Source organism: Janthinobacterium sp. MP5059B (genome assembly GCF_001758645.1).
Taxonomy (GTDB): domain Bacteria; phylum Pseudomonadota; class Gammaproteobacteria; order Burkholderiales; family Burkholderiaceae_D; genus Janthinobacterium; species Janthinobacterium lividum.
Window position 1 is genome coordinate 95,453 of the sequence record NZ_LRHX01000006.1, and the last position, 21,394, is coordinate 116,846.

At 65.3% G+C, this 21,394-nt stretch carries 24 protein-coding genes; 11 read left to right on the forward strand and 13 right to left on the reverse strand.

All coding sequences use genetic code 11. The features are described 5' to 3' along the window. Positions 1-88: 88 nt before the first annotated feature. Positions 89-979 carry a LysR family transcriptional regulator ArgP gene (locus JAB1_RS05175; protein ID WP_034785706.1) on the reverse strand — a complete coding sequence of 297 codons (891 nt, stop codon included), beginning with the start codon at positions 977-979 and terminating at the stop codon, positions 89-91. A 202-nt stretch (positions 980-1,181) separates the two neighbouring features. Between JAB1_RS05175 and JAB1_RS05180 the strand changes: the two genes are divergently transcribed. After that, complete coding sequence (locus JAB1_RS05180) at positions 1,182-1,787, forward strand: LysE/ArgO family amino acid transporter (RefSeq protein ID WP_034785705.1); 606 nt, start codon at positions 1,182-1,184, stop codon at positions 1,785-1,787. Between the two features lie 4 nt (positions 1,788-1,791). On the opposite strand, the gene JAB1_RS05185 is transcribed toward JAB1_RS05180, so the two are convergent. Next, positions 1,792-3,219: a coniferyl aldehyde dehydrogenase gene (locus tag JAB1_RS05185; protein ID WP_070279070.1), complete on the reverse strand. Its 1,428-nt coding sequence runs from the start codon at positions 3,217-3,219 to the stop codon at positions 1,792-1,794. Between the two features lie 147 nt (positions 3,220-3,366). On the opposite strand from JAB1_RS05185, the gene trxC reads away from it, so the two are divergent. The 5 genes from trxC (at position 3,367) to JAB1_RS05210 (ending at position 6,156) form a co-directional block, all read left to right on the forward strand. Next, entirely contained in the window at positions 3,367-3,819 is a 453-nt protein-coding gene (trxC, locus tag JAB1_RS05190) for a thioredoxin TrxC (protein ID WP_070279071.1), read from the forward strand. Between the two features lie 71 nt (positions 3,820-3,890). Further along, positions 3,891-4,400 carry a MarR family transcriptional regulator gene (locus JAB1_RS05195; protein WP_217494281.1) on the forward strand — a complete coding sequence of 170 codons (510 nt, stop codon included), beginning with the start codon at positions 3,891-3,893 and terminating at the stop codon, positions 4,398-4,400. Further along, entirely contained in the window at positions 4,397-5,143 is a 747-nt protein-coding gene (locus tag JAB1_RS05200; RefSeq protein WP_070279073.1) for a HEAT repeat domain-containing protein, read from the forward strand. The genes JAB1_RS05195 and JAB1_RS05200 overlap by 4 nt, the downstream gene beginning before the upstream one ends. Before the next feature lie 24 nt (positions 5,144-5,167). Beyond that, positions 5,168-5,503: a DUF6616 family protein gene (locus tag JAB1_RS05205; protein ID WP_070279074.1), complete on the forward strand. Its 336-nt coding sequence runs from the start codon at positions 5,168-5,170 to the stop codon at positions 5,501-5,503. A gap of 62 nt (positions 5,504-5,565) precedes the next feature. Beyond that, the gene (locus JAB1_RS05210) at positions 5,566-6,156 is read left to right on the forward strand and encodes a DUF1287 domain-containing protein (protein ID WP_070279075.1); all 591 of its coding nucleotides are present in this window, start codon (positions 5,566-5,568) and stop codon (positions 6,154-6,156) included. On the opposite strand, the gene JAB1_RS05215 is transcribed toward JAB1_RS05210, so the two are convergent. Beyond that, the gene (locus JAB1_RS05215; protein ID WP_070279076.1) at positions 6,125-7,597 is read right to left on the reverse strand and encodes a PLP-dependent aminotransferase family protein; all 1,473 of its coding nucleotides are present in this window, start codon (positions 7,595-7,597) and stop codon (positions 6,125-6,127) included. The two genes, JAB1_RS05210 and JAB1_RS05215, sit on opposite strands and share 32 nt — an antisense overlap. 104 nt (positions 7,598-7,701) lie before the next feature. Here JAB1_RS05215 and JAB1_RS05220 point away from each other — a divergent pair, with 104 nt between their 5' ends. Both JAB1_RS05220 and JAB1_RS05225 read left to right on the forward strand, forming a co-directional pair. Then, positions 7,702-8,142 carry a carboxymuconolactone decarboxylase family protein gene (locus JAB1_RS05220; RefSeq protein WP_070279077.1) on the forward strand — a complete coding sequence of 147 codons (441 nt, stop codon included), beginning with the start codon at positions 7,702-7,704 and terminating at the stop codon, positions 8,140-8,142. Positions 8,143-8,222: 80 nt separating this feature from the next. Next, positions 8,223-8,519, forward strand: a complete 297-nt coding sequence (locus JAB1_RS05225) for a hypothetical protein (protein WP_070279078.1) — start codon at positions 8,223-8,225, stop codon at positions 8,517-8,519. 79 nt (positions 8,520-8,598) lie between these two features. Here JAB1_RS05225 and JAB1_RS05230 read toward each other — a convergent pair whose 3' ends face one another. After that, positions 8,599-9,774, reverse strand: coding sequence for a multidrug effflux MFS transporter (locus JAB1_RS05230; RefSeq protein ID WP_070279079.1), 1,176 nt, complete (start codon positions 9,772-9,774; stop codon positions 8,599-8,601). 189 nt (positions 9,775-9,963) lie between these two features. On the opposite strand from JAB1_RS05230, the gene epsC reads away from it, so the two are divergent. After that, positions 9,964-10,902 (forward strand): serine O-acetyltransferase EpsC, encoded by a 939-nt coding sequence (epsC, locus tag JAB1_RS05235; RefSeq protein ID WP_052140419.1) that lies wholly within the window; start codon positions 9,964-9,966, stop codon positions 10,900-10,902. A gap of 93 nt (positions 10,903-10,995) precedes the next feature. On the opposite strand, the gene JAB1_RS05240 is transcribed toward epsC, so the two are convergent. The 9 genes from JAB1_RS05240 to JAB1_RS05280 form a co-directional block, all read right to left on the reverse strand. Continuing rightward, positions 10,996-11,475: an META domain-containing protein gene (locus tag JAB1_RS05240; RefSeq protein WP_070279080.1), complete on the reverse strand. Its 480-nt coding sequence runs from the start codon at positions 11,473-11,475 to the stop codon at positions 10,996-10,998. A 92-nt stretch (positions 11,476-11,567) separates the two neighbouring features. Then, positions 11,568-12,473 (reverse strand): subclass B3 metallo-beta-lactamase, encoded by a 906-nt coding sequence (gene bla, locus JAB1_RS05245; RefSeq protein WP_070279081.1) that lies wholly within the window; start codon positions 12,471-12,473, stop codon positions 11,568-11,570. A 65-nt stretch (positions 12,474-12,538) separates the two neighbouring features. After that, the gene (locus JAB1_RS05250; protein WP_070279082.1) at positions 12,539-13,321 is read right to left on the reverse strand and encodes a hypothetical protein; all 783 of its coding nucleotides are present in this window, start codon (positions 13,319-13,321) and stop codon (positions 12,539-12,541) included. 76 nt (positions 13,322-13,397) lie between these two features. After that, entirely contained in the window at positions 13,398-14,132 is a 735-nt protein-coding gene (locus JAB1_RS05255) for an ABC transporter ATP-binding protein (protein WP_070279083.1), read from the reverse strand. 15 nt (positions 14,133-14,147) lie between these two features. Then, positions 14,148-14,978 (reverse strand): ABC transporter permease, encoded by an 831-nt coding sequence (locus JAB1_RS05260; RefSeq protein ID WP_070279084.1) that lies wholly within the window; start codon positions 14,976-14,978, stop codon positions 14,148-14,150. A 6-nt stretch (positions 14,979-14,984) separates the two neighbouring features. Then, positions 14,985-15,974 (reverse strand): aliphatic sulfonate ABC transporter substrate-binding protein, encoded by a 990-nt coding sequence (locus JAB1_RS05265; RefSeq protein ID WP_070279085.1) that lies wholly within the window; start codon positions 15,972-15,974, stop codon positions 14,985-14,987. 28 nt (positions 15,975-16,002) lie between these two features. Continuing rightward, complete coding sequence (locus JAB1_RS05270) at positions 16,003-17,394, reverse strand: LLM class flavin-dependent oxidoreductase (RefSeq protein ID WP_070279086.1); 1,392 nt, start codon at positions 17,392-17,394, stop codon at positions 16,003-16,005. 3 nt (positions 17,395-17,397) lie between these two features. After that, positions 17,398-18,225: a MetQ/NlpA family ABC transporter substrate-binding protein gene (locus tag JAB1_RS05275; protein ID WP_070279087.1), complete on the reverse strand. Its 828-nt coding sequence runs from the start codon at positions 18,223-18,225 to the stop codon at positions 17,398-17,400. 21 nt (positions 18,226-18,246) lie between these two features. Continuing rightward, positions 18,247-19,461, reverse strand: coding sequence for an acyl-CoA dehydrogenase family protein (locus JAB1_RS05280; protein WP_070279088.1), 1,215 nt, complete (start codon positions 19,459-19,461; stop codon positions 18,247-18,249). Between the two features lie 253 nt (positions 19,462-19,714). Between JAB1_RS05280 and ssuE the strand changes: the two genes are divergently transcribed. Together ssuE and JAB1_RS05290 are read left to right on the forward strand one after the other, a co-directional pair. Next, the gene (gene ssuE, locus JAB1_RS05285) at positions 19,715-20,335 is read left to right on the forward strand and encodes an NADPH-dependent FMN reductase (protein ID WP_070279089.1); all 621 of its coding nucleotides are present in this window, start codon (positions 19,715-19,717) and stop codon (positions 20,333-20,335) included. 24 nt (positions 20,336-20,359) lie between these two features. Then, positions 20,360-21,364, forward strand: a complete 1,005-nt coding sequence (locus JAB1_RS05290) for a sulfonate ABC transporter substrate-binding protein (RefSeq protein ID WP_070279090.1) — start codon at positions 20,360-20,362, stop codon at positions 21,362-21,364. The last annotated feature ends 30 nt before the right edge of the window (positions 21,365-21,394 follow it).

Here is a 21,394-nt window from a genome sequence, read left to right on the forward strand (position 1 = left end):
ATGGCTGATGCTTGCAGTGTAGGCCAGGCAGGGCTGGGCGCACACGGAGAAGTTGCTGTCTGGCATAGATAAATGTTGCATGCGTCAATCAGTCCTGTAACAGCCATTTGCGCGCCGTGGCGATGACGGCGTCCGACAGGGTGCGCGTGAGCGGGGTCTGGATATCCCAGGCATGCCAGGTCAGGGGCACATCGAGCGCCTGCCCGGCCGCCACGTCGACCAGCCTGCCGGCGGCCAGCGCCGTTTCCGCCTGCAGCAAGGGCACCATGCCATAAGCATAGCCCGCTTCGATGAAGCGCACGAAGTCGCGTGCCGAACCGAGCACATGGTGTGGATAGCGGCCCGTGTAGCCGAGGCGGTGCTGCAGGTAGCGTTCGTGCAGTGCATCCTTGCTGCCAAACGTGATGGCCGGCGCCTGGCTGACGGCTTCCACCGTAAAACCGTGGGGAAACCATTGCTGCGCGAATGCGGGCGAGGCTACGCACAGGTAGCGCATGCCGCCCAGCGGCGTGGCCGTGGTGCCGGCCACCAGGTCGTTGGCGCTGGTGACGCAGGCAAACACGCGCCCTTCGCGCAGCTGGCTCAGGGTGTGGTCCTGATCGTCGAGGCGGATATCGAGCAGGCAGGACGGCGGCGACAGCAGCGGTCCTAGCGCTTCCGGGATCCAGGTGGCGGCGCTGTCGGCGTTGACGGCGATGGCCAGCTCCGGCAAATGCGTGGTGGGGCCGGGCTGGGCGTCGAGCGCCGCTTCGAGCAGCTTGACTTGCCGGTAATGGGCGATCAGGCGCTGGCCCGCTTCCGTGGGCAGGGGCGGATGGCTGCGGATGATCAATAAAGTGCCTTCCAGATTTTCCAGGGTGCGGATGCGCTGCGATACGGCCGGCTGGCTGATCGCCAGCGCCTGTGCGGCCTTTTCAAAGCTGCCCAGACCGATCACGGCGTCGAGGGCGGCCAATCCACGGTAATCGACGACGCGCATAAGTTTCTCTTATATATGGTTAGAATCATTCATTATACTTATATTTACTTTTTCTTTACACTGTTGAAATAGGGTAACAACTCCACTCTCCCGCGCGGTCCTGCTGGTACCGCTACACCCTCCACCTACCTTTGATGACTTTGCCGTTGCCGGCAGAGCGTGGGCGGCCGTGCGCGTGATGGAAAGCAATAAAGGAATCGATATGGACAGCGCAATCTTCTTGAAAGGCATGGGGCTCGGAGCGAGCCTGATCGTGGCCATCGGCACGCAAAACGCTTTCTTGCTCAAGCAGGGCTTGAAGCGCCATTACGTGCTCACCTGCATCCTGGTCTGCCTGGTGTGCGACGCCATCCTGATCACGGCCGGCGTGGCCGGCATGGGCACGTTCATTGCCGACAATCCCAATTTCCTGCTGTGGGCCAAGGCCGGCGGCGCCACCTTCCTGATCGCGTATGGCTTGCGCGCCGCCAAGTCGGCCTGGCGCCCAACGGCCCTGACGGTGTCGGCCGCCAAGTCGCCCGAAGGCTACTGGGCCGTGATCGGCGCGGCGCTGGCGTTCAGCCTGCTGAACCCGCACGCCTTCCTCGATACGGTCATCCTGCTCGGCTCGATCGGCGGCCAGCATGAAGGCGTGGGACGTTTCTACTTCGCCGGCGGCGCCATCATGGCTTCGGCCCTGTGGTTCTTCCTGCTGGGCTTTGGCGCCCGCTACCTGGCGCCCGTGTTTGCCAAGCCCATGGCCTGGCGCGTGCTCGACGGCATCATCGCCCTCGTCATGTGGGCCATCGCCGCCTCGCTATTCCTGTAAAGCATCAACGCGTCAGGAAGGCCAGCACGCGGCTGGCCAGCTTGCCATACGGTGGCCACAGCAGTTTCAGCACACTGTAGCGGGCCTGGTAAAACACGGGCCGCAGCTTGCTGAAGGTGTGGAAACCTTCCACGCCATGGTAGTGGCCCATGCCCGACTCGCCCACGCCGCCGAAGGGCAGATCGTGCTGGCCCACGTGGAAGAGGGCGTCGTTGACGGACACGCCGCCCGACATCACGCGGTCGATCAGCAACTGCACCGTGTCTGCCTGCTTGCTGAACGGATAGATGGCCAACGGGCGCGGTCCCGCGTTGATGCTGGCGATCACGGTGTCAAGGTTCGCATAGCCGCGCAGCGGCAGGATGGGGCCGAAGATTTCCCGCGTCAGCAACAGGCAATCGTCGGGCGCGTCGAGCACGATGTGCGGCGCGATCTTGCGCGTGGCGCGGTCGTGGCTCGGGCCCGGCAACAGCGAAATCACTTGCGCGCCCCGTTCCCGCGCCTCGTCGAGCGCCAGCAGCAGGCGCTCAAAGGCGGCCTCGTCGATGATGGAGGTGTAGTCGGGCGTGTCCAGGCGCGGGTAGCGCGTGGGCACGATGTCGCGCGCATGCGCGACGAAGGCGGCGATGCTGGCTTCGGGCAGCCAGGCGTGGTCGACGCTGGTGCAGATTTGCCCCGCGTTCAGGTACTTGACGAACAGGATGCGCTCGGCTGCCGTGCGCACGTCGAAATCGGCGCAGACGATGGCCGGCGCCTTGCCGCCCAGCTCCAGGGTGACAGGGCACAGATTGCGCGCGGCGGCCGCCATGACGGCGCGGCCCGTCTGGCCGGAACCCGTAAACAGCAGGTGGTCGAACGGCAATTGTGAAAAAGCTATGCCCACGCCGCCCGTCTCGTCAAAAAACTGCAGTTTTTCCGGTGGAAAATAGGCGGGCATGGTGTTGATCAGCAGCCGCGCCAGGTGGCGCGAATTTTCGCTCATCTTGACCATGGCGCGGTTGCCGGCGGCGAAAATGTAGGTCAAGGGAACCAGGCTCAGGTTCACGGGAAAATTCCACGGCACGATCACGCCCACCACGCCCAGCGGCTGGGGCATCACGCGGTTGCGGGCGCCAGGAAAGCTGCGCCAGTCCACGCCGCGGCGCTGCGGTCGCATCCATTTTTTCAAATGTTTCAGGACGTGGTCGATGCCGTCGATGGTGGGAAAGATTTCCGCCAGCAAGGTTTCGTGCCGGGAACGGTTGCCGTAGTCGGCGCTGATCGCCGCGCACAACGCGTCCTTGTGGTCGCGGATAAAGCGCTGCAGAGTCTGCAGGTCGCGTTGGCGCTCGGCCAGGGTCGGCACGGGGTGGGCCAGGCAAGCGGCGCGCTGCAAGCGCAGGGCGGCAGTCAGTTCGGTGCTCAATTCCATGTTTTCTGCGACATCAGGCATTGTTTTCCTTGGCCGGCCCGGCAATGTGCGCGCCGTTCCAGCACACTATAGTGGACTCCGCGGATAAGTGCCGCCAGCGTGCCGGCGGCGGTGTACGATACACCGTAAAATGTCCATCAACTTGACACTACGCTTTCCAGGAATGCCATGACCTCGACCCCGCCAGACTCCCTGCACATCGTGTGCCCCCATTGCGACGCCGTCAATCGCCTGCCGGCAGCCCGCCTGATTGAACAGCCCACGTGCGGCAAGTGCCAGAAGGATTTATTTACGGGCCAGCCCGTGGACCTGGCCAGTGCCCGTTTCCTCAAGCATATCGAACGCAGCGACATTCCCGTGCTGGTCGATTTCTGGGCGCCGTGGTGCGGTCCCTGCCGCAGCATGGCGCCATTCTATGTGCAAGCCGCCAAGACCCTGGAACCCGCATTTCGCGTCGTCAAGGTGAATACGGAAGCGTCGCCGGACCTGGGCAGCCGTTTCAATATCCGCAGCATTCCCACCCTGGCCCTGTTTATGCGCGGCGTGGAAGTGGCGCGCCAGCCCGGTGCCATCGATGCGAATGCCATCATCGCCTGGGCGCGGGACAAAGCCCGTTTTTGAGCCGGCAGGAAAACCATCGCAGGTTTTCCATTTGACAATTAATATGGTGCCATATTATATTGCGCCATATGATAAAACTCGAACAAAAATATACGGCCCTGCTGGGCGACGTGCAGCGGCGCGCCAGCGGTCTCGACATGGCGCAGTCGACGGCGCGCTTGCGCCTGTGCTTTGAAGTGCTGGGCCTGGCATCCGCCATCGATGGCGATTGCGCCGCGCGCCTGGGCCGGCATGGTTTGTCGGAAGGAAAATTTGTCTTGCTGGCCCTGCTGCGCGACGTGCCCGGCGGACTGTCGCCGCACGAACTGGCCGAGCGGGCCGGCGTGACGCGCGGCACCATCACGGGCTTGCTCGACGGCCTGGAGCGCGATGGTTTCCTGGCGCGCCACGCGGACCAGGTCGACCGGCGCAAGCTGCTGGTGCGCCTGAGCGCCAAGGGCGAAGCGGCCGCAGCCACCCTGGTCGATGAACACGCGCAATGGATCGCCAGCCTGTTTGCGGATTTCACGCCGGAAGAAATGCAGTTGTTGAGCGCGCTGCTGGAAAAAGCCTGGCGCAAGACGGACCGAGGTGCCGCATGAGCCGTGGCGTCGCCGACATCGCTTCCGCGCGCCTGGCGCTGCTGAACGGGGGAAGCGTGGCCAGCACCACCCTGACGGAAGGGCTGGCCATCGATTTCGCCCAGCTGCTGGCGGCGGCCGTGCCCGCTATCGGCGCGGCCCGGCTGGAGCAGATGCGCGCGCAGGCCGCAGCCGGCATCACCAAACGCATGGCGCTGGCGGGGCATTTGCTGCTGGAGGGCAACGCCGACCTGGCTGTGCTGCAGGCGCACCCATCCGACACGGTACGAGGCTGGGTCTGCTTTGCCATCGCCGCCCAGGCTGGCTGGACCTTGCCGCAACAGCTGGCCGCCATGCGGCCGCTGGCCGACGATGGCCATTTTGGCGTGCGCGAATGGGCCTGGCTGGCCCTGCGGCCCCATCTGGCGGCGCATCTTGACGAGGCCATTCGCTTGCTGGCGCCGTGGACGTCGGACCCGTCGGAAAGAGTCCGCCGTTTCGCCTGCGAAGCGCTGCGCCCGCGCGGCGTCTGGTGCGCGCATATCGCCCAGCTAAAAGAACAGCCGCAGCTGGCCTTGCCCGTGCTGCACGCCTTGCGCGCTGACCCGGCCGTCTACGTGCAGGATTCCGTGGCCAACTGGCTCAACGATGCGGCCAAGAGCCGGCCGGACTGGGTACGCAGCCTGTGTGCGCAATGGCTGCTGGAAAGTGCTAATGCCGCCACGCAACGCATCTGCAAGCGCGCCCAGCGCTCGCTGGCCTGACGATGGATCACTGAAGGAGAAAACATGCATTACCTGTTAGAACTGTACAGTCCGAAACCGGCCTGGCTGGCCCTCGATGGTGCCGCGCGCCAGGCGTATTTCGACACGGTGGGCGGCGGCATGGCGGCCTTGTCCGGCATGGGCGCCGAAGCGCTGGCCATGGGCGCCATCGATGGCGGCAAGTTGCATGCCGCTGCCCGGCAATTCTATGCCGTCTGGCGCTTCCCGGACGAGGCGGCACTGAACGCCTTGCTGGCTGGCATCGCCGCTACGGGCTGGCATGATTATTTCGATACCATCAATGCGGCCGGCCCGGCCGTGGATTTTCCTGGCCACCTGGCGCAGCTGGCGGGCCTCTAAGCGTACGGCGTTTTCCTTGCCGCTGCGGTAAAGTTGGCATTTTCATCCGACCATTGACGTTGATGCCGACCAAACTGCTCCCCATCCTGATGCTTGCTCTGGCGCCCATGCTGGCCTCGGCCATCCCTGCCACCCCGCAAGCCCTCGTCGTCGCCGCCCGCAAGCAGGTGGGCGTGACCGTACAGTACGACCCGCGCTACGAACGGCTTGCCTATCCGGGCGGCGACGTGCCGATAGAGCGGGGCGTGTGCACGGACGTGGTCGTGCGCGCCTACCGCCAGCTGGGGCAGGATTTGCAGGTGCTGGTGCACGAAGACATGCGCAAGGCGTGGCAGGTGTACCAGCAGCAGGGACGCTGGCAAATGAAGGGGCCGGACCGCAATATCGACCACCGCCGCGTGCCGAATCTGGGCACGTACTTTGCCCGCCACGGCACCAGCCTGTCGCCAAGCAAGGAAGTGAACGCTTACCGCGCGGGCGACATCGTCACCTGGCGCCTGCCGCGCAACCTCACGCACATCGGCATCGTCAGCGACAAGCAGTCGTGGAGCGGCGTGCCGCTCATCATCCACAACATCGGCGAGGGTGCACGCGAGGAAAATATTCTATTCAGCTATCCCATCACGGGACATTATCGCTGGCAGCCCCGTTGACGGCCAGCGGTGCTATTTCCTGCAGGATCGCCAGCACCTGGGCCAGCGCCGTATCGATATCGAGCTTGTCGATGGCGCCATAGCCGAGGAACAGGCCTTCGTGACGCGCCACGCCATGGTAAAAGCCCGATAGCGCATACAGGCTGATGTCGGCCAGGCGCGCGCGGCGCAGCAATTCGGCGATGTCGAGCGGCGCCTGGGCCAGGGCCGCCACGTGGAAGCCGGCGCTGGCCGGCACGAGGCGGAACCACGGCGCCAACGGGCCGTTGAACCAGTGCTGCAGCCGCTCGCGGCGGCCCGCATAAATGTCGTGGCAGCGGCGTATGTGGCGCAGTAAATGGCCGTCGCCGATGAACTTGGCCAGCGCATGCTGGCCCAGGCTGGCCGTATGGCAATCGCTCAGGTATTTCACCGTTTCCACGGCGGCCACGATGGCTTGCGGCAGCACTGCATAGCCGAGCCGCAATTCCGGCAGCATGATCTTGGAAAAGCTGCCCACATGGGCCACGACGCCATAGCGGTCCATGCTTTGCAGGGAATCCTCGGGCCGGCCTTCGTAGCGGAAGGCGCTGTCGTAGTCGTCCTCGATGATGATGGCACCCAGTTGCTGGGCCCGCTCCAGCAAGGCATGGCGGCGCGCCATGCTCATCGGCATGCCCAGTGGAAATTGATGCGCGGGCGTGACATAGATCAAGCGCGTGCCGTCGGGAATCTGCCCGACGACGAGGCCATCCTCGTCCACTTCGATGCCCACCACGCGGGCGCCCTGGCTGGCGAACACGGCGCGCGCCACCGGGTAGCCGGGTTCCTCCACGGCAACCGTGTCACCGGGCTCCAGCAAGGTCAGCGCCAGCAGGTGCAAGGCTTGCTGCGCGCCGCTGGTGACGAGCACTTGTTCCTCGGTGCAATGGATACCGCGGCTGAAGGCGGCATGGCCGGCAATCGCCGCGCGCAAGGATGGCAAGCCGGCGACAGGCGCATAGCGGCCGCGCGCCTGTCCACCCTGGCGCAGCGCGTGCAGCATGCAGGCGCGCCATTCATCCTGCGGGAAGTGCGCGGGCGTGGCGCGGCCGCCGATGAAGGCGTAGCGCGCAGGCTCTTCCTGGCTGGCACGGCGCAAGGGCGTGGGTGTCGCTTCCCAGCGGGCGATGCGCTGCGCGCTGGCCAGCGGCGTGCTGGCGTGGCGGCGCTGCGGCGAGGCGTGCGGCGTCTGCACGAAGCTGCCCACGCCCACTTTACCGACCAGCAGCTTTTCATAACCGAGCTTGTCATACACGTCGGAGACCGTCTTGCGCGACAGCCCCAGCTGGCTGGCCAGCAGGCGCGAGGGCGGCAATTGCTGGCCGTCCGTCAGCCGGCCCGAGCGGATGGCCTCGCTGAGCTGGCGGTACAGCTGGCCGCCCAGGTCGCGCGTGCCGTCGATCAGGATATGTAATTCCATGGTGTGTCTGCTGGTGGTCTGCTGTTTTTCGGGGGGATTGGCCTGCCGCGCGTACTGCTTGCGCTTCTACAATAGTGCATCTTTACTCTATCAAGGAATGCATCATGACACAGCAACGACTCGACTTCACGCAAGCATCGCCGGACGCCGTCAAGGCCATGTACGCACTGGAAGCGGCGATCGCCAAGCTGGGCGTGGAACACTCGCTGCTCGAGCTGATCCGCCTGCGCGCCTCGCAAATCAACGGCTGCGCCTATTGCGTGGACATGCACACGAGCGACGCGCGCAAGGCCGGCGAAACGGAACGCCGCCTGTATGCCGTGTCCGTCTGGCGCGAAACGCCGTTCTTCACGCCGCGCGAGCGGGCCGTGCTGGCCTGGACGGAGGCGCTGACCCTGCTGCCGCAGAACCATGCGTCCGACGCAGACTATGCGGCGCTGGCGGAACAATTGACGCCGGCGGAAATGGTCAACGTCACCCTGGCCATCGGCTCCATCAACACCTGGAACCGCCTGGCCGTGGGTTTCCGCAAGATGCCCGAATAAATTCTGTGTTCGTTCGCGAACAGACGCCTGGCTGGTCCCTGGGTAGGCTGGCAAAATAACTTGTCAGCGAGGGAACGGCCATGGAAGTCAATATTAGCGAAACAATTGAAAAGACTCCGGAACAGCTGGAAGAGACGCGCCGCGAATTCGTCGCCGAACTGTGGCGGCGCTTTGAAGCCTTGCAGGAGTGGGCCGTCAGCCACTGGCCTGACCAGCACAACCCCTTGAGTTCCGCCGACTTCGTCGAGGCGCGCAAGGAAATCTTGAGTCTGCGTTCGCCGGCCGGTTCCCTGAACCAGCCGGCGCAGCGGAATGAAGCGGAACCGGAGCAGGGCGGGGCGCAATACCAGGATGTGACGCCGGCACCGTGGCCGTAGGTCGGATTAGCGCTTGCGCGTAATCCGACGTCACCCGCCAACAATGTTGTCGGATTACGCGCTTGCGCGCTAATCCGACCTACGTTTCTGCCTTACCCTGCGCAAACACCCAGCACAATAAACTCACCAGCAATCCCGCCATCACGCCATACGCCAGATTCAAGGCGCTGTCGAACAGCAGCGGCGCCACCAGGCCCGAGACCAGCGCGAACAGCAGCATCTGGATGAACGACTGCATCGACGATGCCAGGCCGCTGTTGTTGGGGAAGTGGTTCAGGGCCATCAGGGTCATCGGCGGCATGGCGATCGACAGGGCGAACGAGTAGAAGAACAGCGGCAGCACTGCCCACGGCACTTCGGCGGCGAAGACATAGTTGTAGCCGATGTTGGCTGCAGCCGCCACCAGCATCAGGATAAAGCCGGCCCAGATCATCTGGCGCTGGCTGTAGCGGTGGGCGATCTTCGCCGACAGGGCCGAACCGAACACCATGCCGCTGATCAGGGGAATGAACAGCCAGGCAAACGCCGTTTCCGGCAGGTGCAGGATGTTGATGATGAAGTAGGCGGCCGAACCGATGTACAAGGCGAAGCCGCCAAAGGCGGCGCCGATGGCCGTCGACAGCAGCAGGAACTGGCGATGGCACAGCACTTTCCAGTAATTGACGGCGATATCGCCCAGGTGGAAGGCGTGGCGCTGCTCCTTCGGCAGGCTTTCCGGCAGCGCGCGCCAGACGACGACGAACATCAGCACGCCGAAGGCCGTCAGGAACCAGAAGATCCAGCGCCAGCCCAGGCCCACCTGCAGCCAGCCGCCCAGCACGGGCGCGATGGCCGGCGCCAGCGCGAACACCATCATGATGTGCGAGAGGATTTTTTGCGCGGCGGCGCCCGAATAGCGGTCTTGCACGATGGCGCGCCCGATCACGGAACCGGCGCCCGCCGAAAGTCCCTGCAGCACGCGCCAGGCCAGCAGCCAGCCCAGCGACGGCGCCAGCGCGGCGCCCACGGAGGCGATCACATACAGCACCAGCGAGACGAGAATCACGGGACGGCGGCCGAACGAGTCGGACAGGGTGCCGTAAAACAGCATCATGAAGGCGAACGTGAACAGGAAAAAGCTCAGGGTTTGCTGCACCAGCAGGGGGCTGGCATTGAAATCTTGCACGATGGCGGGGAACGACGGCAGATAGGTGTCAATTGCAAGCGGTCCGACCATCGCCAGGCCCGCCAAAATCCATGTTAATAATTTAGTCATGTTGAAGAGTGTTTTTGTTAGCCCGTCATTTTACGCTAGTGGACGCAATCGGGTTTGGCGCCGGCCTTGTTTGTCATTCATATGTGTTTTTCGCATATGGAATCTTGAAATTCTTCGTTTGCATCGCTTGTCGCCACCGCTATGCTTGGGCGACCCGGCTTGTTTGCCATTTTCTGGAAGTGATACGCCATGCACAGTATTTATCCCGCGGCGCCCGCCGACGACACGGCCCAGTGGAACCTGGGGCCCGTGATCCAGGCCTTGCGCAGCTCGCGCGAAGACAAGCACAAGATCCGCCATAACGGCAGGGTGCGCGAACTGCCGTCGCGCGAAGCCCTCACTACCATCGTCAACGGCCTGTCGGCAGCCTTGTTCCCCACGCATTACGGGCGGCCCAACCTGACGGACGAAAGCATCGATTATTTTGTCGGCGACACCCTCAACACCACCCTGAACCGCCTCAGCGAACAGGTGCGGCGCGGCTTGCTGTTCTCAGTGCCGGCCGGCGATGAGGGGGATGCCGCCAGCGACGACGCGGCCTTGGCGCAGCAGGCGCGCGACATCACCCGCGCATTCGCCGCCAGCCTGCCCGATATCCGCGCCCTGCTGGTGTCGGACGTGCAGGCCGCGTATGCGGGCGACCCGGCCGCCACCTCGGTGGCCGAGATCATGCTGTGCTACCCGGGCACCATCGCCATCCTGTACCACCGCCTGGCGCACCGCCTGCACGCGCTCGGCGCACCGTTCCTGGCGCGCCTGATCGCCGACATCGCGCACACCCTGACGGGCATCGACATCCACCCGGGCGCGCACATCGGCGCCTCCTTCTTCATCGACCACGGCACGGGCGTGGTGATCGGCGAGACGGCCATCATCGGCCAGCGCGTGCGCCTGTATCAGGCCGTCACCCTGGGCGCCAAGCGTTTTCCCGCGGATGCTTCCGGCGCGCTGATCAAGGGCACGCCGCGCCACCCCATCGTCGAGGACGACGTGGTGATATACGCGGGCGCGACCGTGCTGGGGCGCATCACCATCGGCGCGGGATCGACTATCGGGGGGAATGTGTGGCTGACGCAGAGCGTGCCAGCGAACAGTAATGTATCGCAGGCGCAGATGCGCAATGACTAGGTGCGGTGGAGGTGGAGCAAGCCCCTGACAGATGCCGGGGTCGTACCCTGAGGGTACGACCCCAGTCTTTGCCTTTGGGGGAAGGCAGCAGTTTTACTTCACCGTCAGCGCTTCATAGCGCGCCACGGGCACGCCATCCTTCAGCAGCAGCAATTCCTGGTCGGCGTAGCGGTAGCCATTGACTTCGCCCAAGGTGGTCAGCAGCAGGCGTTCCAGGTCCATGTCCTGCGGCTGGCACATCATCATGGTGCCGGCCATCTGCCCAAAGTTCAGAGTGCTGACGCCATCGCTGGTGTAGCCGCCCATCATCTGGTTGCAGCCGCTGTTGCCGCTGGCGCGGCCTTCAGCCAGCAGCAGGGTCACTTCGCGCTGTTCGGGCGCCTTGCGCACCACTTGCTTGCCCTTCAATTCCTTCAGCTTCCACTGCGTGCCCGTCAGCTTCGGTGCCGGCTTGGCGGGCGAGGTGGCGCCTGGCGCAGCGGCGGCAGCGTCGCTGCGCACCGGCGTCTGCGCGCAGCCGGCAGTGATGGCGACGATGGCGGCGAAGGGAATCAGTCTGGCGAGTTTGAACATGGTATTTCCTGGTTAACGTAATAGGGGATAGCCGCCAGCGTAGCAGATTGGCGCCACGCCAGCGTGCACGGTTGACAAGCTTGCTGGCAAGCTCATTCCTGTTTTTCCTGTTCCAGCCGGGACTCGAGCACGGTGCGCGCGGCTGCCACGTAGGCGCGGCAAGCCTGCGGGTCGATGAACGCCTCGCTGCCGGCCGTGGCGCTCGCTTCCAGCCGCTCCCACAGCTGCGACGCCTCCGGGTGGGCGGAGATCAGCACGTCGCAAGGCAGTTTTTCCAGGGTCTCGAAGCTGCGGTGCAAGTCCGCCACCGCGTTTGGATATTCGCTGCTGGCGCTGAACTTGAAACCGGGACGCGAGACGGCGTTGAGGCTGTCCGCGTAGACCATGTTCAGGCAGCGGGGGCCGTCGCACGATTGCCACGTCCAGCTCAAGCCTCCGGGCGTGTGGCCCGGCGTGGCGTGCGCCGTCAGGTTGACGGGGCCGACGTTGAACCGGCCGCCGTCGCGCGCCAGGCGCATGTCCTTGACGGGCGGGTACTTGGGCAGCGCGTGGTATTGCGGGTCATCCGGCCCCACTTCGCCCGACGCCAGGTCCAGCGCGGCCGACGGGCTGGCGGCCACCAGCGCATTGCTGCGCCGCTGCAGTTCGGCCAGGCCGCCCGCATGGTCGATATGGCCGTGCGAATTGAGGATCAGCTTGACGTCCTCGATGCGAAAACCCAGCGTGCCGATATTGGCGATGATCTTGGGCGCCGATTCCGGCAAGCCGCCGTCGATCAGCACGTGGCCCTGCGGCGACGTCACCAGCACGGAACTGAGGCCTTTTACGCCCACATAATAGGTATTGCCGAAGATGCGGAACGGTGCCTGGTCCGCATTCCAGGTGGCGCAGACATCGCAGCCCTGCGTCGGCGGCGTGACTGGCGCCTGCGCCAATGCCAGGGAGCCATGGCCTGCCAGCAGCGCCAGTGCCAGCGCGCGCGTAAGAGTGGGGGGCATTGCGATCCTTATCCGTGGTGCCAGGGTGGCATATGCTGACATGGAACGGGGCGCGACGCAAATGGTCACAAGGATGCGGGCGGTGCACCGGCGGCATCAAGGTACACCAGTTCGATCAGGGTATCGTCCGCATAGCGGGTGTCGCCCAAGGGGGCCAGGAAGGACGTGCCGCCATTTTTCACCTGCAGCGCGACGCGGCGCTCGCCATCGAGCAGGGTGGCGCTGGCGATGGCCGGATCGCTGTACGTGCTCATCTTGAGTTCAATGGCGGAGCACCAGTCGGTGGTGCGCAGCTTGGTGGCGACCAGGGTGCGTAGCAAGAAGGGCGTCTCTTTCTTGGCAATGGCGATGCCGACCTGGCACTGCAGGCGCAGGTCGCCCAGGCGGCGCATGCCGGGCGGTACATCGTCGCTGCGGACGATGGCCTGCCAGCGGAACCGGTCTTTTTTCTGGTTGGTGACCAGGTCCGCGTTGTCGCTGTCGGCTTGCGCGCTGCGGGGCAGCACAAAGCTGCCATCTGCAGACAGGGGCACGCTGATCGCCGTCTCGTTGCCGACGATGCGCAAGGTTGCGTCCCGCAGGGCATCGGCCGCGACGCCGGGGCCGGGAATCAGCTGGAAGCGCACTTCGCGTGCCCTGGGTGCCAGTGCATGGTGGTCGTCAAAGGCATCGAGGCCGGCCGCCATCACGCGGTAGGACTTGAGTTCCGGGTTGCGTATGCTGCTGACGTGGACGGACTGGCTGGTGTCGGCCGGCGCCTCTGGAGCTGCGTCAGCCTGAGTGCCGGCGTGCGCCGCGATGTGGCCTAGGGCCAGGATGGCGAGGATGGGAAGGGAAGGAAGGTGCACGTAGCCGCCTGTCTGTTTTTAACCTGGCAAGCTAACATGAATGGCAGGGCTTGTCACTGGCGCCGCCGCGCCAGCGTCAGATCGCGTGCGCGGCGTGCAGTTCGCCGAGGATGGCCTCTTTTAATTGCGCCTGCGCCGCCGGCGTGCGCAGGCGGGGCCGGGGCGCGGCCACGTCGTACTGGGCGCGTGGCGGTCCGGCGCGCGTGTCGAGCATGACGATGCGGTCGCTCAGGTACAGCGCTTCATCGATATCGTGCGTCACCAGCAGGACGCTCAAGCCGTGGCGCGCGGCGATGGCGGCCAGCAAGTCTTGCAGCTTCATGCGCGTAAACGCGTCGACGGCGGAAAACGGTTCGTCCAGCAGCAGGATGCGGGGCTGGCCAAACAGGCCGCGGGCAATCGCCGCGCGCTGCGCCTGGCCGCCCGACAACTGCTTGGGCAGGCTGTCCGCATGGCCCTGCAAGCCTACTTCCTCCAGCAGTTGCGCGACCCTGGGATCGTCTTCGCCTTTGGGGCCGAGGCCGAAGGCGATGTTTTGCGCCACTGTCAGCCAGGGAAACAGGCGCGGTTCCTGGAAGATCAGGCCAATGTCCGCATGCACTCCCGCCAGCAGCTTGCCGTCGAGGCGCACGGTGCCGCGAAAGTCCGTATCGAGACCTGCCACGATGGATAGCAGGCTGCTCTTGCCGCAGCCGCTGGCGCCGATCAGGCTGACGATCTCGCCCTGGCGCAGCTGCAATTGCAGGTTGTGCAGCACGCGCCGCGGGCCATAGGCTTTGTCATGGATGGCAATGTCGAGCAGGGCAGTCATGCGTGGGGGCTTTCGTCAGGCAGTGGCATAGCTGTCCCGCCAGGCGAGCAAGCGGGTTTCCAGGTGCTGCATCAGGCTGTCGCTGGCCTTGCCCAGCACGGCCAGCAGCACGATGGCCGCCAGCACGATGTCGGCGCGGCTCGTTTCGCGCCCGTCGCTGAGCAGGTAGCCGAGGCCTTGGCTGGCGGCGATCAGTTCGGCCGCCACCATGAACATCCAGGCCAGGCTCAAACCGTTGCGCAAACCCGTGAAGATGGCCGGCAGCGCGGCCGGCAGCAGCACGCGCCGCGCCAGCGCGGGGCGGCTCAAACGATATAAACGGGCCGCGTCGATCAGCTTGCGGTCCACGTCGCGGATGCCCGACGCCACGCCCATGTAGACGGGGAAGAAGGCGCCGATACCGATCAGGACCAGCTTCGGCGCTTCATCGATGCCTAGCCACAGCAGCAGCAAGGGCACCCAGGCCAGCGAGGGAATGGCGCGCAGGGCCTGGAACGTGGGGTCGAGCAGCGCTTCCGCCGTGCGGTTCAAGCCCACCGCCGCACCGAGCACGATGGCCAGCAGCGCGCCGCCCGCAAAGCCGATGGCCACGCGCGCCGTGCTGGCCAGCACATGGCCGGCCAGGCCCTGGCGCGCCAGTTCGGCGATGGTGGCGCCGATGTCGCTGGGCGCCGGCAGCAGGTTGGCGGGGATGGCACCCGTGCGCACGCCCAGCTCCGCCGCCAGCAGCGCCAGGGCGGGGAGCAGCAGGCCTAGCGCCGCGCGTGGCAAGGGCGGGCGAAAGTGTTTGTGCCGGACGCCCGTGTCGTGGGCCGGTGCCGGCGCGGCGAGCGTGTCTCTGGCCATGAGCGCCTACGCCTTGCTGATGAAGGGCGCGGCGAAGCGCGTGTCGACCAGGTCCGCGATGGCGCGGTTCAGGTCGGCGCCGGGTTTGACCAGCGCTTCCTCGGCGAGGATGGGCGCGGCCACCAGCAGTGCCTTCACATGTTCGCTCGACGGCTGTGGATTGCTGAAGTCACTGCGCAGTTTCACCTGCAGCAGCGCCACCGGCAGGCTGACCTTGGCTTCTTCCGACAGGATCTTCGCCGCCTCTGCCGGATTGGCGTGTATCCAGGCGCGCGCCCGCTCGTAGGCCTGTATCACCTTGCCCACTTCGACGGGGCGGCTGAAGAGGAAGTCCTCGCGCACGTTCAGGAAGCCGTAGGTGTTGAAGGCCACGTTGCGGTAGATCAGGCGCGAACCCGCTTCCAGTTCGCTGGCGGCCATGTGCGGATCGAGGCCGGCCCAGGCATCGACCTTGCCCTGTTCCAGCGCCGCGCGGCCATCGGCATGCTGCAGGCTGACGTGTTCGATGTCGCCGCGTTTCAGGCCCGCCGTCTTCAATGAGCGCAGCAGGAACAGATACGGGTCGGTACCCTTGGTGGCGGCTACCTTCTTGCCCTTCAAGTCGGCCAGGCTGCGGATGGGACTATCCTTGCGCACCACCAGCGCCGTCCACTCGGGTCGCGAAAAAATATACGGCGCGCGGATAGGGTTGCCGTTGGCGCGCGCCAGCAGGGCGGCCAGGCCGGCGCTCGAACCGATGTCGATGCTGTTGGCGTTCAGGTATTCGAGCGCGCGGTTGCTGCCCGCGCTGAGCACCCACTTGATGCTGGTGCCGTCCGGCTTGAATGCTTCTTCCAGCCAGCCGAAGCGGCGCAGCACCAGGCTGGTGGGCGAATAATAGGCGTAGTCGAGGCGCAGCTCCTTCAGCGGCGCAGGCGTGGCGGCGCGTGTGAGGCCGGGCAAGGCGGCGAGGGTGGCGCCGCTGGCGGCCAGTTGCAAGATGGTTCTGCGTTTCATGGTGTCCTTGAATGGGGAATCTGATGCGTCAGGCCGCTGCCAGGCCGGCGTTGGCGGGAGCGATGCTGACCTGCCGGCCCGCGTGATCGGCGGGCAGGCGCGGGCCCTGGCCGAAGACCTTGTGGCGCAAGCTGCCTTCCTCGTATTGCGTGCGGTAGCGGCCGCGCCGCTGCAGTTCCGGCACGATGTGTTGCACCACGTCGGCCATGCTGTCGTGGGCCACGGCGAAGGCGAGGTTGAAGCCGTCGATGCCCGTCTCGTCGAGCCAGTTTTCCAGCTGGTCGGCCACCTGGCGCGCATCGCCCACCAGCACCGGGCCGCGTCCGCCCAGGCCGATGTATTCGGCCGCTTCGCGTACCGTCCATGTGCGACTCGGGTCGGCCTGGCTGAACGAGGCCAGCGCCGAGCGGCCTGCCGGGGAATCGATGTAGTCGATGGTGGCGTCGAGCGGGTAGCTGCTGAAATCGACGCCCGTCCAGCCGGACAGCAGCACGAGGGCCGCCTCGATATTCACGTGGCGCAGGTAGTCGGCATGCTTGGCGCGCGCTTCTTCCTCTGTGGCGCCCGTGATGACCAGCGCCTGCGCGTAGATCAGCAGCGCGTCGCCATCGCGGCCGGCCTGCCGCACGGCGGCGCGCAGGTCGTCGGCGTAGCGTTTCACCACCGTCTTGCTGGGGCCACTGACAAAGGTGGCTTCCGCATGGCGCGCCGCGAAGCGCGTGCCGCGCGGCGAGGTGCCCGCCTGGTACAGCAGGGGCGTGCGCTGCGGCGACGGCTCGCACAAATGGATGCCGGGCACCTGGTAGTGGCGCCCGGCATGGTTGATCGGATGAACTCTGGCCGGATCGGCATAGATGCCGCGTGCCTTGTCGTTGACGACGGCGTCGTCGTCCCAGCTTTTTTCCCACAGCTTGTAGACGACGTCGAGGTATTCGTTGGCCAGGTCGTAGCGTTCGTCGTGGCCCAGTTGCTGGTTCAGGCCCAGGTTGCGCGCCGCGCTATCGAGATAGCCGGTGACGATATTCCAGCCGATGCGCCCGCCAGTCAGGTGGTCGAGGGTGGAGATGCGCCGCGCGAACGTGTACGGATGTTCATAGGTGAGGGCGCAGGTGACGCCGAAACCCAGGTGCGTGGTCGCTTGCGCCATGATGGGCACGAGGGCCAGCGGGTCGTTCAGCGGCACCTGCACGCCGTGTTCCAGGGCCGCATCGAGGCTGCCCCGGTACACGTCATACACGCCCAGCACGTCGGCCAGGAACACCGCGTCGAACAGGCCCGCTTCCAGCAGCCGCGCCAGTTCCGTCCAGTGCTGCGGATCGGTATAGCGGTGGCTGCGGTCGCGCGCATGCGTCCACAGGCCCGGCGACTGGTGGCCGACGGTATTCATCTGGAAGGCGTTGAAGCGTATCGTCTTTGCCATGGCTTACTTGGCCGCCGTCTGCAAGGCTTGCTGGTAGTCGGGTTTCGAATAGCCGGCAAAGTGTTTATTGGTGATATCGAGGAATTCGCGCGAGCGGTAGGCGGCCGCCAGGTCCTTCGCGAACTGCTTGTCCTTGTCCGCCGTGCGGATGGCCACCAGGTTGATGTAGTTGGGCGAGATTTTCTCGGCCACCAGCGCATCCGTCAGTTTCAGCCCCGACGCCAGCGCGTAATTGCCGTTGATGAAGGAGTAGTCGGTGTCGCCCAGCGAGCGTGGCAGCTGCGCCGCTTCCAGCGGCAGCAGCTTGATTTTCTTCGTGTTGACGGCGATATCCTTTTCCGACGCGCGCACGGGGTCGAAGCTGGCGCGCAGCTTGATCCAACCGAGCTGGTCGAGCAGCACCAGCGCGCGCGCCTGGTTGGTCGGATCGTTCGGCAAGCCCACCGTCGTGCCTTCCTTCACGTCGTCCAGGGTCTTGTGCTTCTTGCTGTAGATGGCTATCGGCGCCGTGGGGATCGTGATCAGGTCCGTCAGGGCCAGCTTGTGCTCCAGCGCGAATTTCTTCAGGTAGACGATGTGCTGGAAGACGTTGGCGTCCAGCGAACCCTCGGCCAGCGCGAAGTTCGGCTGGATGTAGTCGTTGAATTCCACCAGCTTGACCTTGTAGCCCTGCTTTTCCAGGATGGGTTTGATGCCCAGCTTGATCTGGTCCGCGTACGGCCCGGCGCTGGTGCCGATGGTGATGTCCTTCGGGTCCTTGGCGTGGGCGAAGGTGGCCGTCAACGCCAGGGTCAGGGCGGTGAGGAGGATGCTGCGGCGGGCGATGGTCATGGTGGCTCCTTGGTGGGTGAATTATGAATACGCGGTTGGTTCGGGCACCGTGCCGGTCAAGGCAAAGCGTCCCAGGTCGCGCAGCTTGTAGTCGATGGGGTCGTGCAGGGTATGCACGCGCACGTTGCGCCAGAAACGGTCGTAGCCATACTGGGCCGAGGTGGAACGGGCACCCGTCAGTTCGAACATCTGGCTGCTGATCTCCAGTCCCGCCTTGTGCGCCAGGCACTTGGCTTCGGCCACGGCCACGGCCAGCAAGCCCCGTTCGCGCGCCGTCACCAGCGCGCCCTTGCGGAACACCTTTTCCAGTTCCTGCGCCGCCGCGTCGGCCAGCACTTGCGCGGGACGCAGCAAGAGCCACAGCTGGCCGTAGCGGTGCTGCACCAATGGGTCGTCCGTTGCCTTGGCCACGCCCGAGGCAAACCAGGCTTTCGCCTGCTCGTCCGTGTAGCGGCGCGCCGCCTCGAACGCGCCTTCGGCGATGCCCAGATAGAGGTTGGCCATGATCAGCTGCGCGATCTGCGAGCGCACGGTGGCTTGCGGCGTGGCGGCCTGCGCGGGCGCTTGCAGCACCAGTTCGCGCGGCAGGGCGACGCCGTGGAAATGCACATTGCCGCTGTCCGTCTGGCGCTGGCCGAAGGCATCCCAGTCCGCCTGCACGGTCACGCCATCCTGGCGCGTGGGCAGGGCGGCGATCAGCGCCGTTTGCGTGGGCGCATGCCAGGCGGAGACGGTCAGCCAGTCCGACCCCACGGAACCGGAAGAAAAGCTCTTGATGCCGTCGAGGGTGAAACCGTCGTCGCTGTCGGCCGCGGTGACCCGTTTGTCGAGGGGATTCAAGGCATTGCCCCAGAACAGGCGCTCGTCGACGGTCAAGGCGAGCAGGCGGCGCTGCTGCTGCGCGCTGCCATACAGCTGCAGGCCGGCCAGCTGCAGGTGGTGGAAGCCGAAGACATGCGCCAGTGCGCTGTCGGCCCGCGCCAGGATGCGGATCACCTGGTACACGAGGGGCCACGACGCGCCCTGGCCGCCGAATTCCACGGGGATCGACAAGGTGAGCAAACCCGACTCGCGCAGCCATTCGCGTTCCTGCGCAGCGTGCCCGCCGGCCTGGTCGCGGGCATTGGCCGTTTCAGACAGGTGCGCGGCCAGCGACGTGGCGATGCTGATGGCGTCCTGCAGGGGTTCCGGCACAGGTGGCTGAGGACGGGCGGCATGGAGAAAAACGCTAGACATGGGTGACATTCCAGAAAGACGATGACGCCGATATTGCACCGCCAGGCACGCGCCGTACACGAAGAAAACCGCGCATGGATATGCGAAAAAAGCCGCGCAAGGAGCGGCGACTTCGCTTGCGGGGCGTCAGGCCCGGATAGTCAAAAAACGCATATCGAAGCGCGAAAGCATTCGTTTTACACGGCTGCTGATGGCGATAGGCTGCAAGCATCCGAGCAACTCCAATCCGACAACGTACAGGGACGGGCATCACATGAGCATCTTGTTATTGGGCGGTAGCCCGCAACTCCCATCGAGTTCCAGCCGTCTGCTGCTGCATATCGGCGAACAGCTGGCGCTGCAGGGCCATAGCTACGCCAAGCTGCATGTGCGCGACTTGCCGGCGCATGCCTTGCTGCTGGCCGACTACGACGACGCGGCGATTGCCCGCGCCGTGCGCGCCGTGGCCGACGCGGACGCCATCGTGATCGCCACGCCCATCTACAAGGCTTCGTATACCGGCTTGCTGAAAGCCTTCCTCGACCTGTTGCCGCAAGATGGCCTGGCCGGCAAGCTGGTGCTGCCGCTGGCCACGGGCGGCGGCCATGCCCACACCCTGGCGCTCGACTATGCGCTGCGTCCCGTGCTGCATGCGCTGGGCGCCAAGCAAGTCTTCACCAGCATCTATGCCAATGCGCAGCAGCTGGCGTGGCATGAAGAGCGGGGCCTGAGCCTGGATGCGCCGATTGCCGAACGCGTGCAGGCCGGCATCGAGGAACTCTCCACCGGCCTGTTCGTGCTGCAGGGACAGCGTCCGCCCGCGCCCGCCGATATCCCGTTGCCCGTGCGTTCGCTGCAAGACCAGCCTTACGCGCCCCAGTATCAAGCCGCCTGATTATTCACCGACCAAGGAACTGCCATGACACACCGCCACGCACAACGACTCTCGCGCCGTACCACCCTGGGCCTGCTGTTTGCCGCCGCCGCGGGCGTGATGGCGGCCGGCATGCCGGCCGCGGCGCAGGCGCAGGCGCAGGCCAAGGGGGAGGTCCGCATCGGTTACCAGAAATACGGCACATTGACCCTGCTCAAAGGGCGCGGCACCCTGGAAAAACGCCTGGCAGAGCAGGGCGTGGGCGTGAAATGGACGGAGTTCCCGGCCGGTCCCGTGCTGCTGGAAGGCCTCAACGTGGGCAGCATCGACTTCGGCACGGTAGGCGAGGCGCCGCCGATCTTTGCCCAGGCGGCCGGCGCGAACCTGGTGTATGTCGGCAATGAGCCGGCGTCGCCGGCCAGCGAAGCCATCGTCGTGCCCAAGGGTTCCGGCCTGCGCACCCTGGCCGACTTGAAGGGCAAGAAAATCGCCCTGAACAAGGGCTCGAACGTGCATTACCTGTTATTGAAGGCGCTGGAAAAGGCCGGTGTCGCGTACGCCGACATCCAGCCCGTGTTCCTGCCGCCGGCCGATGCGCGCGCCGCCTTCGAGCGGGGCAGCGTGGACGCGTGGGCCATCTGGGATCCGTTCCTGGCGGCCGCCGAAAAGCAGCTGGGCGCCCGCGTCCTGGCCGATGGCAAGGGCCTGGTGGCGAACTACCAGTTCTACCTGGCTTCGCGCACGTATGCGGAAAAAAATCCCGAGATCCTGCGCATCGTGCTCGACGAGGTGGCCAAGGTCGATGACTGGGGCCGCAACAACCCCGACGAAGTGGCGACGATTCTCGCCGCGCAGACGGGGCTGGGCAAGGATGTCGTGGCGCTGGCCGCTTCGCGCTATGCGTATGGCGTCAAACCCGTGTCGGTCGATGTCATCGCTTCGCAGCAAAGGGTGGCGGACGCGTTTTCCAGCCTGAAGCTGATTCCGAAACCGATCGTCGTCAAGGACGCGCTGCTGCCGGCGCGCCAGCTCGCCACCAGCACAAAATAAACAAGCAAAGAAACAAGCAAAGGAAAGCAC